This window comes from Kaistella sp. 97-N-M2 (genome assembly GCF_021513235.1).
Taxonomy (GTDB): Bacteria; Bacteroidota; Bacteroidia; order Flavobacteriales; family Weeksellaceae; genus Kaistella.
On the sequence record NZ_CP090976.1, the window covers coordinates 2,693,581 to 2,705,803 of the forward strand.

Consider the following 12,223-nt stretch of genomic DNA (forward strand, 5'->3'; position numbering starts at 1 on the left):
ATTTATGGAAGATTTAGAACTTATTGCAGATATGGTGAAGCAGGAAATGGATGCTGCCATTAAACATTTGGATCACGCTTTTCAAAAAATTAGAGCCGGCCGCGCGTCTACAACCATGGTTCAGGATGTGATGGTCGAATATTACGGCGCACCGACCCCGCTGAATCAAGTGGCGAATGTGATGGTTCCCGATGCGATGACGATTTCCATTCAGCCCTGGGACAAAACTGCCATTGGCGCCATCGAAAAAGCCATCATCAATTCAAATCTGGGTTTTGCACCGATGAATAATGGCGAAAACATTATTTTAAATGTGCCACCATTAACCGAAGAACGCAGACGCGAACTGGCCAAAAGTGCCAAAAGCGAGTCCGATGCAACTAAAGTTACCGTGCGTAACGCCAGACAGGAAGGCATGAAAGATCTTCGCAAACTCGAAGGGGTTTCGGAAGATCTTATTAAAGATGAAGAGGCGAAAATTCAGATACTGACCGATAATTATGTAAAATTATGCGACGATCATTTAAAAGTGAAAGAAGCAGAGATTATGAAGGTCTGATTTATGCCGATAAATAGAAAAGCCGTTTCAATTTTTTTGAAACGGCTTTTAATTTTTCTAAAATGTTACTCCAAGCACTATACTTCCATCATCAACCATTCTTCATTTCATTTTCCCTTCTCTGCAAAACTGAAAATATTCCCCAGTTTAATTTTGGAGTAGCCGTTGGATTTTATTTTGGATGCATTAATCATGGCCTGCGCTAAAACATCGGTTGGTAAAGGTTTTTGATGCGTAAGGATACCGAATTTATTTGCAAATTTGATGATTTTTCCGCCTAAAACTTCGCCGGTGCGTTCCGTATCTTTGCGCTCCAACATTCCGGGTTGAAATATGGTGATTTTATTAAAATGAAGGTTTTTCACGCTTTCTTCCAGGTCGCCTTTCATTTTGGAATAGAAAATTTTTGACTTCGGCGACGCACCGTAAGAGGAAACCAAAATATAATCTTCCACGCCGTTTTCTTTGGCCGTTTTTGCAAAGTTATACTGATAATCGTAGTCGACTTTGCGCTGCTCTTCTTTGCTTCCGGCATTTTTCAGCGTGGTGCCGAGACAGGAAAAAGCCACATCGCCCTGTACGAGATCTCTCCATTCCGCGGGTTTATCGAAGTCGACAAGATGATTTTTTAATTTCGGATTTTCTGTTTCTAAAGGTTTCCGCACGAAAACATTCACTTCCTCATAGTCGGGATCATTCAATAATTGTTTGACCAAATCTTTTCCTGTAGCGCCGGTGGCGCCGATAACGAGTGCTTTCATTTTATAACGGGACTGAATATTGAGTGATTAGCAAAATTCTAAGTTTTAAAACTACTAAATTTGAATTGAAAATTATTATTTCTTACCAATTAACTTACTATTCCTTAAAAAGATGGACGCGAACCAAATTCTCGATCATTGTCTCGCCAGGAAAGGCGTGGTGGAGACTTTCCCTTTCAACCCCGAAACGCTTGTGCTGAAAGTAGGAGGCAAGATGTTTCTGCTAATGCCTTTGGAGACACAACCTTTGACCATTTCCGTGAAAACCGACCCGGAATGGAGCGCAGAACTTCGGGAGCAGCATCCGCAGGTCACCGGCGCTTATCACATGAACAAAACGCACTGGAATTCGGTGCTTTGTGAGGGTTTAAAACCGGATTTGATTTTAAAACTCATCGATCACTCTTATGATCTTGTTGTCGCGTCACTGCCAAAAAAGATCCGCGGAGAACTTTGAAAGTAGTAAGTTTTTTTTCGATCAATTTATATGAAAAATTCTTAAAAATCAATTCAAAAATCAGCCAGATCTGCGCGCAAAAACTTTTTGGTTTTATCGTTTCAAAGTTTTAAAATTGAAACTTTTCCGTCCGAATTTTATCTTCGTCCAGTCTTTCGACGAGTTTTTCTAAATTTTCAAACTTAATTTCCTCGTGCAGAAATTCCCTGAAATTAACCGAAATCGCCTCGCCGTAAATATCATCCTCAAAATTTAAAATATAAACTTCCACGGAAAGTTCCTCGCCCGCAACCGTCGGATTTGTTCCAATGCTCAACATTCCTTTTAAATGTTGACCTTTCACAAAAACATCCACAATATAAGCGCCTTTTTTCGGTAAGAGTTTGATTTGATCGACCGCTATATTCGCCGTTGGATAACCTATTGTGCGCCCAATTTTCCTGCCGTGAACTACTTTTCCCGCCACGGAATAAACATAGCCCAACATTTCGTTTGCTTCTTTTACATTTCCGGCGGCTAATGCATTGCGGATTTGCGTAGAACTGATGTGTTTGTCCCGAAAATCGACGGCTTCAACCTGTTCCACTTCAAAACCTGATTCCGGCGCCATCTTTTCGAGTAAACTGAAATCGCCGCTCTTGTTTTTGCCGAAAGTATGATCGTGCCCGATGATTAAATGTTTTATGTTTAACCGTTCTACCAAAATCTGCTTCACGAATTCTTCGCCCGTCAAATTGCGAAAATCGGCATCGAATTCTTTCAAAAATAAATTCTGAACGCCATGCTTTTGGAGGAAATAGGTTTTCTCTTCAATCGTATTCAGCAGTTTTAAATCATCGTCGGGACTGAAAACAGTTCGGGGATGCGGCCAAAAAGTGAGGATCGCAGACTCCAGATTCTTTTTTTGGGCTACGGTATTGAGTTGATTTATAATAGATTGATGGCCGAGATGAACCCCGTCAAACGTGCCGATAGAAAGCGCCAAAGGTGTAGATTCGTGATAATTCGGGAAGTTTTTGATGATTTTCAAACGGAGAAATTTTGCTCCTGCAAATATGATAAAAATCTTCTTTTGAAGCAATTGCAGATTAGGGAACTTTCATTATATTTGCACACAAGAAAAAATCTAGCAATGGCAAACCAAATTAAAGGAAAAATTTCTCAAATTATCGGTCCGGTTATCGACGTTATTTTTACAGATGTTGAAGAACTTCCGAAAATTTATGACGCACTCGAAATCTTAAAATCAGACGGTAACAAAGTTATACTCGAAGTTGAACAGCACATCGGTGAAGATTCTGTAAGATGTATCGCGATGGATGCTACCGACGGTCTTCAAAGAGGGCAGGAAGTAATTTCTCAGGGTCGACAGATCACAATGCCTGTAGGCGACGAAGTTTACGGTAGATTATTTAATGTAGTAGGAGATGCGATCGACGGGATTGCACCGGTTTCTAAAGAAAACGGCTTACCTATTCACAGAGACGCTCCAAAATTTGATCAACTTTCCACTTCAGCTGAAGTTCTTTTTACTGGTATTAAAGTAATCGATTTGGTTGAGCCTTATTCAAAAGGAGGAAAAATTGGTTTGTTCGGTGGTGCAGGTGTTGGTAAAACAGTACTTATCCAGGAACTTATTAATAATATTGCGAAAGGACACGGTGGACTTTCTGTTTTTGCCGGTGTAGGTGAAAGAACCAGAGAAGGAAACGACCTTTTGAGAGAAATGCTGGAATCCGGCATTATTAAATACGGCGACGAATTTATGCACTCCATGGAAAATGGTGGTTGGGATTTATCAAAAATCGATTTGGAAGCCATGAAAGATTCCAAAGCAACTTTCGTCTTCGGACAAATGAACGAGCCACCTGGAGCAAGAGCGCGTGTTGCCTTATCCGGACTTACTATTGCAGAAAGTTTTAGAGATGGCGACGGAACAGGACAGGGTAGAGATATCTTATTCTTCGTGGACAATATCTTTCGTTTTACGCAGGCAGGTTCTGAGGTTTCCGCCCTTTTAGGACGAATGCCTTCAGCAGTAGGTTACCAGCCGACTTTGGCCTCCGAAATGGGTGCCATGCAGGAAAGGATTACCTCTACGAAAAACGGTTCCATTACTTCAGTTCAGGCGATCTACGTTCCTGCGGATGATTTAACGGATCCGGCTCCGGCTACAACCTTTGCTCACCTTGATGCAACAACCGTATTGGACAGAAAAATTGCATCCTTAGGTATTTACCCGGCGGTAGATCCGTTGGCTTCAACATCAAGAATTTTGACTCCCGAAATTTTAGGAGACGAACATTACGACTGTGCGCAAAGAGTAAAAGAAATCCTTCAAAAATACAAAGCCTTACAGGATATCATCGCGATTCTTGGGATGGAAGAACTTTCCGAAGAGGATAAATTATCTGTGTACCGTGCGCGTAAAGTGCAGCGTTTCTTGTCGCAGCCTTTCCACGTAGCAGAACAGTTTACAGGTTTAAAAGGAACTTTGGTTGATATTAAAGATACCATCAAAGGATTCAACATGATTATCGACGGAGAACTGGATCACTTGCCGGAAGCTGCTTTCAACCTGAAAGGAAACATCGAAGATGCCATTGAAGCCGGAGAAAAAATGTTGGCTGAAAACGCTTAATAAATTTTAAATGTTAGATTTTAGATTTTAGATTGAGGGATCATTTAGAATTTAAAATCTACAATCTATAATTTTAGATAATGAATATAAAAATATTAACCCCGGAATTTGTAATTTTTGAAGGCGAAGTGAATTCGGTTTTGCTTCCCGGTAAAAACGGCGATTTCCATATCATGAAAGATCACGCAGCCATCGTTGCATCGTTAACTGGCGGGAAAGTGAGAGTTTTCACGAACCAAATTGATGAAAGCTTCGAAAAGCATTTCACCAGAGAAAACGAAAAGGAAAGTGTATTTTCTTTTCCGGTGAAGAGTGGTGTTATCGAATTCAACAATAACAAAGGAATTATTCTCGCAGAGTAATTTCCTTATTAAGTCCTATAAAGTCCCGCCTCGAAAGAAGCGGGACTTTTTTTTATTTGGTGACCGAAAGAATAAATGCCGAAAGAATTCCAAGACCAATACCAATTTTTTGATACTGCGCCAAACGTTCTTTCTGATACAGCTTGGAAATGAGTAAACCGAGGATGGGCTCAATCAATCCGATAATCGCAAAAAGTATGATGCTCATATTGGCAAGTGCGAAATTCAGGCAGAAGGTTCCCAAAGTTCCCAGAAAAATAAGCAGTCCGATTTCTTTTTTAGTGGTAGAACTGATATTTCGGAGATTCAATTTTGCAGGATCAAAAAAGAATAAAACAAAGCTGAGTGAAAATACCGTGAATTCCAAAACGGCGCAAAAAAGTACGGGTCCTAATTTTTCGATAAACGGAACGTATAAATAAGCAGTGGACCAAAATATTTTTGCCAAAACGGTGTAGAGCAATCCTTTGGACAAAAATGATGCTTTCTTTCTGGCTGAAACTTCAATCAGCGAAACGCCAATGAGAACCACAATGCACAGAAAGATTTTTAAAGCTGAAATTTCTTCGCCATAAAGAAAATAACCCGCTGCAACACCAATGATCAGACCGATTTTTCCGAAACCAATCGTGTTGGAAACCTGCGTATGTTTCATAGATTGCAGAAAGAAAAAAAGCCCAAAATAATTTACAGCGCAGATTCCCGCCGTTTGCATCACGTCGATCCAGGAAAACTGAGTTTTCGGGATAATCTGAAGTCCGGTAAGTACAAAATAACTGCTGAAAAAAATAAGAAAACAACATGCGCTCCGAATTAAGATCAACGGTAAAGTTCCAACTTCATTTCGCGGATTTTTCCACAAAACATTGGTCGTTCCGTAACTTATATGTCCCAGAATTGTGATAAAAATCGCTAACATTAAATGGTGTTAAAATAGGTGAATTGCGTTCTTTCGACCAAGATTTGAAATCTTTCTTTAAAATCTTTTCGTTCGGGAAATAATTGCTTTCCTAAATAGTAATATTGCAGCTCAAAATATATTTTACTGTCAAAAGAAAAAGATTTTGAGTCGTTAATATCAATAGGAAGGGTATCAAAAATTCTCAGTGCTTCCTCCCTTTTATCCATTTTAAAAAGCGTAGTTGCGCGCGTAATTTTATACAGATAAAGTTGCGGCTTGAGATGTTGATTTTCTTCGACACATATTTGAAGTTGTTTTTCTGACGGAATTTCAGTGAAATATTGATCAGCCATTTCATATTGTTTTAAAATGTTCAGAAGATTACTGACGTAGGTGCAGAAGACGATTTGATCCGCGAATGATTCGCCCCGATTTTCAACTATATTTCTGAATTTATAGCCAGAAATCTTCGCAGTATCAATATTTATTGAATGCAGAAAAGTATGAATATGTTTTGCGATGGAATATCTCGCTTCCGGAAAAACAATAAATTCACCGCTTTCTTTTCGCATTTTTATCACAGACTTTTCAATCATTTTCATCAGATGGTCTGCTTCGTCAATTTTTAATTGCTCCGACATAAATTTTCCAAAGTAAATAAATGCGTAAGCAAAAACCTTTACGTGCGCTTTACTGCTTATTTTGGCCAGTTTTAAAAGGGCGTCCTGATAATTTTCCTGTGCAATATGACCATAAGACGGATGCCACGCGACAACGTATTCCAGCGCTTCTTCATTTTCGAAAAATCGCTTTACAAATTCTTTCAAATCAACGGGATTGGAAAGAATTTTCTGGGCAAAATAATAATTTGCTTTTTGAAATCTGTTCTCATTAAGCGAAGTCCCTTTTCCTTTTACACTGCCGTAATAAATGTCCAAAAGTTCAAAATCCATGGTGGGTTTATCACTGTTTGAATTTTCGCAGAAATCCCGAAAACTTTTATAGCCCAATCTTTCCGAAATAAGATTTAAGGTAGAATTCCGCAGTAGGCTTTCATTTTTAATCTTACCCAAAAATCTTCGCAGCGAATTTTTTGAAATGCCAATATTAATGGCGAGATTCTCCAGTCCCTTGGTCGTAGAAACATTGCTGAAATAAACATTCTCGAATTCCTTTCTCAATTTATCGATCATACTGCAAATTACTCTATTTACCCGTCCTGCTACAAATATTATGGGCAAATTTGGGCATAATTTAGAGTAGACAAACTTACTAAATTTGCTCTTTAACTTAATTAAATTTTTAAAATGAAAAAAGTTTTATTATCGCTTGCAATGGTCACTTTAATAATCTCGTGCAAAAAATCAGATGATGAGCAAAAATTTGCTGCAACAACTGTTTCCGCATCTTTACAAGAAGATAATGGCCAGGCCAATAACTTAAATAACACAGATGATGAGATTTTAGAGTCAAATCATTCCATCAATTCCCAGATAGCTAGTAAGACAAACAATATTGACGTAATGTTAGACGATTACGATAAATACGTCGACCAATACTTACTATTTATAGGTAAAATGGGCGATCGCTCCGATATGAGTGTAATGTCTGAATATCCAGCTCTAATCGAGAAAGGGCAACAATGGACAGAAAACATGGAGAAAGCTGAAAAAAAACAGGATTTTACTCCGGCGCAAATGAGAAGAATGTTGGAAATCCAAAATAAGATGACACAGGCAGTTAGCAAGATAGAATTTAATTAATACCAAAAATAGAGCTCAGAGACTACTAAAACGAGGCGCTGCGGAAAAGCCAAACGAGTAGGAAATATTACTTAAATCAAAATGAAATATCTAATTATAATTTTAGGAGCCACTATACTGGGTTCTCTTTCTTTAGCAGCTGATGCAGCTCTTTTTTCTAAAGAGACTGAAGGAAATTACTCTGGTAAAGAAGAAAATGAAAAATTCCAATAAGCATATTTAAAAGAAATGGTAAAATGCAAATAATTTTACTTTACTTATTATGAAAAAATGGGTATTAGCTCCAGCAGTCATCGGTTTATTTCTCTCTTGTCAAGAAGCAAAAAAAATAGGCGAAAGAAAAGTAACTGCAAAAAGTGCCGTAGTAACAAATGATTCTTCAAAGAAAGAGGAAAATTATATTACAGATTCACTACAAAAGGCAGAAAATTTCGTGAATACGAAAGAAACTTCCATCGCCTACGCAGGAGGCGAGCAATGGTTAAAAACTTCTATCGACAATGAATTTAATAAAGGCATGGGAAATTTAGAAAATTTGTGCACTAAAAAATATGCAGAATTTAAAATGGATGCTATGGGAATTGAGTTTGATTACGGTTTAACAGAAAAGGAGTTCAAAAAGAAGTGGCAAGGTAAATACAACTTAGATTTAGTAAACCAGGAAAGTTTTCTCTTAGGCACGCAGGATCACGGTAAAATTAAAGTGAGTTCTGTAATCCCCAAAAATATTGAAACTAATGGCGCATGGTACAACGTCACATTAAAAGACCTTGATTTTAATAACTCTGTAAATCGAGAAATCAGGATTGTAAAAAATGGCAAGCGTTATTTAATTGATGAAGTGTTAGAAGATGGATACTCCAATTTCTAGGATAACATATTGTTGCAATCTGTGCAAATTTGGGCAAATTTCCATAGTTGATAATGCTATAAATTTGTAACAGTCAAGAAGTATACTAAAAACACATCTCTATATAGTTTAAGTCCCATTTTTTCCGGAAAGTGGGATTTAATTTGAAAACAGTTTTCGCGCTGAAAATTTGTATTTAAATTAACATCAGCTTTCAACTTTTCTTTTTCACAATTTCCTACATTTGATTGTGTTTCGCGGCAAATCATTTCGTGAAGCTTCTAAAATCAAACACAGTATGGAAATTTCTTTAAAAAATCAGGTCGCCCTTATTACCGGTTCCTCCAGCGGCATCGGAGCCGGGATCGCACAATCCATGGCCGAGGCCGGCGCAACGGTGGTCATCAATTATCCTTCGCCCGGTAGTGAAGCTAAAGCAACAGATATTTTAAAAGGCATCACCGATAAGGGCGGAAACGGAATTATTTCCCAGTGCGATGTTTCAAAAGAAAACGAAGTGCTCCGAATGTTTCAGGACGTCGTCTCCCAGCTCGGAACCGTCGATATTTTAGTCAACAATGCCGGAATTCAAAAAGATTCCAAATTTACGGAAATGACGCTGGACCAATGGAACGCCGTTATCAACGTGAACCTAACGGGCCAGTTTTTATGCGCGCGCGAAGCCATAAAAGAATTTCTGCGCCGCGGAATTGATCCTTCCAGATCGGTTGCGTGCGGCAAGATCATTCATATTTCTTCCGTTCACGAAATTATTCCCTGGGCCGGACACGCCAATTATGCCTCCAGTAAAGGCGCCATCCGAATGTTGATGCAGACTTTGGCACAGGAGCATGGCGCCGATAAAATCCGCGTCAATTCCATTTGCCCGGGCGCCATTCAAACGCCTATCAATACGAATGCGTGGGATTCCGAGAAATCTTTGGAGGCACTTCTGCAATTAATTCCCTATAACCGGATCGGCCAGCCTGCAGATATTGGCAACCTCGCCGTATTTTTAGCCAGCGACATGGCAGATTACATCACCGGCGCAAGTATTTTCATCGACGGCGGAATGACGACTTTTGAGAGTTTTTCTACGGGCGGATAATTTTTTTGGGCGCCTTTTTCCGCCTTCCGTTCCCGCAATTTTTTTTGCAAAAAAATGTGCTCCACTCAAGTCGGGGCGCAGATTGCGGCACAAAATTAAAATTCTTTAATTTTAAATATTTGTAAAAACTCAAAAATTTAAAATTCACAACTCATAATTTATAAAAATATGACCGAAGAAAGCAAACGAATCCCCAATGTTGCCTGGAAAAAATGGGGACCTTACGTCAGCAACCGCGAATGGGGCCTGGTCCGCGAAGATTACAGCGCCAACGGCGACGCTTGGAATTTCACGAACCACGATACCGCCGAAGCCAAAACCTACCGCTGGGGCGAGGAAGGCATCTGTGGAGTTTGCGACGACAAGCAGCTGCTCGTTTTCTCTTTGGGTCTTTGGAATAAAAAAGATAAAATGGTAAAGGAGCGCTTTTTCGGTTTAACGAACGGGCAGGGAAATCACGGCGAAGATGTAAAGGAATATTACTATTATTTAGACAATACACCCACGCATTCTTACATGAAAATGCTCTACAAATATCCCCAAAATGCTTTTCCGTACGACGATTTGCTGCGGAAAAACGCCGCCCGCGGCAGACTGGAAGCCGAATATGAACTGATCGACACCGGAATCTTCGACGACAACGAGTATTTCGATGTTTTCATTGAATACGCAAAAAATTCTCCGACCGATATTTTGGTGAAAATCACCGTTATAAACCGCGGAAAAAACGACGCGCCGCTTATTCTTATGCCAACCGTTTGGTTTCGAAACACGTGGAATTGGGGCTACGATGATTACAAACCCAAAATGACGTCCGATCGTGCAGATCATATCAAGATCGAGAGAAAGGAACTCGACATCAAAAATTTTTACGCGAAGAATTCTTTAAAAACGCTGTTTTGCAACAACGAGACGAACGACGTCCGGCTTTATCATTCGCTCAACGAAACACCGTTCACGAAAGACGGCATCAACCGGTTTGTCACAACGGGAAAAGACAATGGCATCAATAAAGAAAACTTTGGAACGAAAGCTACCTTTCTTTTGGATGAAACGATTCCCGCGGAAAGCACGCAAATTTTCGAATTTCGGCTTTCGGAAGAGAATTTGGATGATCCCTTTAAAGATTTTGACGAAATTTTTCTTTCCCGGCAAAAAGAAGCCGACGAATTTTACGCTTATATTCAAAAAGGCATCCCTTCCGATGACGAAAAAAATGTGCAGCGACAGGCTTTTGCGGGAATGTTGTGGAACAAAATGTTCTATCATTACAACGTTGCCAAATGGTTAAAAGGCGATCCCGCAGAAATTAAGCCGCCAAAATCCCGCGAGAAAATCCGAAACTGCGAATGGAAACATTTAAACAATTTCGATATCATTTCCATGCCCGACAAATGGGAATACCCTTGGTACGCCACGTGGGATCTGGCATTCCACACTTTGAGTTTTGCCTTGATCGATCCGGATTTTGCAAAACAGCAGATCAAACTTTTCACGCTGGATTGGTATATGCACCCAAACGGTCAGCTTCCCGCCTACGAATGGAATTTTTCCGATGTCAATCCGCCGGTTCACGCCTGGGCACTTTTTCGGATCTTTAAAATAGATGAAACGCTGAAAGGAAAACCCGATTTGGATTTTCTGGAGACCGTTTTTCAAAAACTACTGCTAAATTTTACGTGGTGGGTAAATAAAAAAGACAGCAACGGCAACAATATTTTCGAGGGTGGATTTCTCGGCCTCGATAACGTGGGCGTTTTCGACCGCAGCGACACCTTACCAAATGGGCAAAGATTGGAGCAAGCCGACGGAACCAGCTGGATGGCCATGTTTGCGCTGAACATGATGCGCATTTCCATCGAGCTGGCACAGTATAATCATATTTACGAGGAAATGGCAACGAAGTTTTTTGAACATTTTCTGTACATCGCCAATGCCCTCGATAATATGGGCGACAATAATTTTTCGCTTTGGGATGACGAGGACGAATTTTTTTACGACGCCATTGCTACGAACAAAGGCGACAACATGTTCCTGAAATTACGAACAGTTGTCGGCTTAATCCCAATGTTTGCCGTAGAAGTTATTGAGGACGAAATGCTGGAAAAACTTCCGGTATTCAAGGCGCGGATGCATTGGATCATGGAGAATAAACCTGAACTTGCGTCGCTCGTTTCGTACTGGGAAGTGAAAGGCCAGGATTCCAAACATCTGCTGAGTTTGCTGCGGGGTCACCGCCTGAAACGACTGCTCGTCCGAATGCTGGATGAGAAGGAATTTCTGAGCGACTACGGCGTTCGCGCGCTCTCGAAAATTTACGAAGACAATCCCTTCGAAATTCATTTAAACGACATCGACTATTCCATTAAATATACGCCGGCAGAAAGCGACAGCGGCCTATTTGGCGGCAACAGCAACTGGCGCGGACCCATCTGGTTTCCCATCAATTTTTTAATTATCGAAAGTCTGCAGCGCTTTTTCTTTTATTACAGCCCGGATTTTATGGTGGAATATCCGACGGGCAGCGGAAATTATTCGAACCTCGATGAAATCGCCGATGCCTTGGGAAAAAGACTTTCAAAAATTTTTCTGAAAGATGAAAACGGCAAACGTGCGGTTAACGGGCAGTACCCGAGATTTCAGGAAGACGAAAACTTTAAGGATTATATTTTGTTTTACGAATATTTCCACGGTGATAACGGAAGGGGAGTTGGCGCCTCCCATCAAACAGGGTGGACAGGTTTGATTTCGAAAATTCTGCAGCCGAGATTAAGCAAATTCAAGATGGCGAAAGACGAAACGGAAACGCCAAATTGATCAA

At 40.1% G+C, this 12,223-nt stretch carries 13 protein-coding genes; 9 read left to right on the forward strand and 4 right to left on the reverse strand.

Translation table 11 applies throughout. The features are described from left to right. The first annotated feature begins 4 nt into the window (after nucleotides 1-4). Complete coding sequence (frr, locus tag L0B70_RS12585; RefSeq protein ID WP_235142122.1) at nucleotides 5-559, forward strand: ribosome recycling factor; 555 nt, start codon at nucleotides 5-7, stop codon at nucleotides 557-559. 107 nt (nucleotides 560-666) lie between these two features. Here the strand turns inward: frr and L0B70_RS12590 are convergent, their stop codons facing one another. After that, entirely contained in the window at nucleotides 667-1,320 is a 654-nt protein-coding gene (locus L0B70_RS12590; protein ID WP_235142123.1) for an NAD(P)H-binding protein, read from the reverse strand. A gap of 112 nt (nucleotides 1,321-1,432) precedes the next feature. On the opposite strand from L0B70_RS12590, the gene L0B70_RS12595 reads away from it, so the two are divergent. Then, on the forward strand, nucleotides 1,433-1,777 hold the full coding sequence (locus L0B70_RS12595; protein ID WP_235142124.1) for an MmcQ/YjbR family DNA-binding protein: 345 nt from the start codon (nucleotides 1,433-1,435) through the stop codon (nucleotides 1,775-1,777). 109 nt (nucleotides 1,778-1,886) lie between these two features. Here L0B70_RS12595 and L0B70_RS12600 read toward each other — a convergent pair whose 3' ends face one another. After that, entirely contained in the window at nucleotides 1,887-2,807 is a 921-nt protein-coding gene (locus L0B70_RS12600) for a bifunctional riboflavin kinase/FAD synthetase (RefSeq protein ID WP_235142125.1), read from the reverse strand. Between the two features lie 102 nt (nucleotides 2,808-2,909). On the opposite strand from L0B70_RS12600, the gene atpD reads away from it, so the two are divergent. After that, complete coding sequence (gene atpD / locus L0B70_RS12605; protein WP_235142126.1) at nucleotides 2,910-4,418, forward strand: F0F1 ATP synthase subunit beta; 1,509 nt, start codon at nucleotides 2,910-2,912, stop codon at nucleotides 4,416-4,418. Nucleotides 4,419-4,498: 80 nt separating this feature from the next. Beyond that, nucleotides 4,499-4,780 carry a F0F1 ATP synthase subunit epsilon gene (locus L0B70_RS12610; RefSeq protein ID WP_235142127.1) on the forward strand — a complete coding sequence of 94 codons (282 nt, stop codon included), beginning with the start codon at nucleotides 4,499-4,501 and terminating at the stop codon, nucleotides 4,778-4,780. Between the two features lie 52 nt (nucleotides 4,781-4,832). Here L0B70_RS12610 and L0B70_RS12615 read toward each other — a convergent pair whose 3' ends face one another. Continuing rightward, the gene (locus L0B70_RS12615) at nucleotides 4,833-5,699 is read right to left on the reverse strand and encodes a DMT family transporter (RefSeq protein WP_235142128.1); all 867 of its coding nucleotides are present in this window, start codon (nucleotides 5,697-5,699) and stop codon (nucleotides 4,833-4,835) included. Then, nucleotides 5,699-6,874, reverse strand: coding sequence for a hypothetical protein (locus L0B70_RS12620; RefSeq protein ID WP_235142129.1), 1,176 nt, complete (start codon nucleotides 6,872-6,874; stop codon nucleotides 5,699-5,701). The genes L0B70_RS12615 and L0B70_RS12620 overlap by 1 nt, the downstream gene beginning before the upstream one ends. A 114-nt stretch (nucleotides 6,875-6,988) precedes the next feature. Here L0B70_RS12620 and L0B70_RS12625 point away from each other — a divergent pair, with 114 nt between their 5' ends. From L0B70_RS12625 to L0B70_RS12640, 5 genes are all read left to right on the forward strand, one after another. Beyond that, nucleotides 6,989-7,444, forward strand: coding sequence for a DUF6591 domain-containing protein (locus L0B70_RS12625; RefSeq protein WP_235142130.1), 456 nt, complete (start codon nucleotides 6,989-6,991; stop codon nucleotides 7,442-7,444). An 81-nt stretch (nucleotides 7,445-7,525) separates the two neighbouring features. Beyond that, nucleotides 7,526-7,657, forward strand: coding sequence for a hypothetical protein (locus L0B70_RS13435; RefSeq protein WP_260089187.1), 132 nt, complete (start codon nucleotides 7,526-7,528; stop codon nucleotides 7,655-7,657). A 49-nt stretch (nucleotides 7,658-7,706) separates the two neighbouring features. Further along, nucleotides 7,707-8,315, forward strand: a complete 609-nt coding sequence (locus tag L0B70_RS12630; RefSeq protein ID WP_235142131.1) for a hypothetical protein — start codon at nucleotides 7,707-7,709, stop codon at nucleotides 8,313-8,315. Between the two features lie 277 nt (nucleotides 8,316-8,592). Beyond that, nucleotides 8,593-9,402, forward strand: a complete 810-nt coding sequence (locus tag L0B70_RS12635) for a glucose 1-dehydrogenase (protein ID WP_235142132.1) — start codon at nucleotides 8,593-8,595, stop codon at nucleotides 9,400-9,402. Between the two features lie 168 nt (nucleotides 9,403-9,570). Further along, nucleotides 9,571-12,219 carry an MGH1-like glycoside hydrolase domain-containing protein gene (locus L0B70_RS12640; protein WP_235142133.1) on the forward strand — a complete coding sequence of 883 codons (2,649 nt, stop codon included), beginning with the start codon at nucleotides 9,571-9,573 and terminating at the stop codon, nucleotides 12,217-12,219. The last annotated feature ends 4 nt before the right edge of the window (nucleotides 12,220-12,223 follow it).

What these genes read in the sequence shown, in the direction of transcription:
- frr (WP_235142122.1), top strand. Translation starts at nt 5, where the DNA reads ATGGAAGATTTAGAACTTATTGCAGATATGGTGAAGCAGGAAATGGAT.
- L0B70_RS12590 (WP_235142123.1), bottom strand. Translation starts at nt 1,320, where the DNA reads ATGAAAGCACTCGTTATCGGCGCCACCGGCGCTACAGGAAAAGATTTG.
- L0B70_RS12595 (WP_235142124.1), top strand. Translation starts at nt 1,433, where the DNA reads ATGGACGCGAACCAAATTCTCGATCATTGTCTCGCCAGGAAAGGCGTG.
- atpD (WP_235142126.1), top strand. Translation starts at nt 2,910, where the DNA reads ATGGCAAACCAAATTAAAGGAAAAATTTCTCAAATTATCGGTCCGGTT.
- L0B70_RS12610 (WP_235142127.1), top strand. Translation starts at nt 4,499, where the DNA reads ATGAATATAAAAATATTAACCCCGGAATTTGTAATTTTTGAAGGCGAA.
- L0B70_RS12615 (WP_235142128.1), bottom strand. Translation starts at nt 5,699, where the DNA reads ATGTTAGCGATTTTTATCACAATTCTGGGACATATAAGTTACGGAACG.
- L0B70_RS12620 (WP_235142129.1), bottom strand. Translation starts at nt 6,874, where the DNA reads ATGATCGATAAATTGAGAAAGGAATTCGAGAATGTTTATTTCAGCAAT.
- L0B70_RS12625 (WP_235142130.1), top strand. Translation starts at nt 6,989, where the DNA reads ATGAAAAAAGTTTTATTATCGCTTGCAATGGTCACTTTAATAATCTCG.
- L0B70_RS13435 (WP_260089187.1), top strand. Translation starts at nt 7,526, where the DNA reads ATGAAATATCTAATTATAATTTTAGGAGCCACTATACTGGGTTCTCTT.
- L0B70_RS12630 (WP_235142131.1), top strand. Translation starts at nt 7,707, where the DNA reads ATGAAAAAATGGGTATTAGCTCCAGCAGTCATCGGTTTATTTCTCTCT.
- L0B70_RS12635 (WP_235142132.1), top strand. Translation starts at nt 8,593, where the DNA reads ATGGAAATTTCTTTAAAAAATCAGGTCGCCCTTATTACCGGTTCCTCC.
- L0B70_RS12640 (WP_235142133.1), top strand. Translation starts at nt 9,571, where the DNA reads ATGACCGAAGAAAGCAAACGAATCCCCAATGTTGCCTGGAAAAAATGG.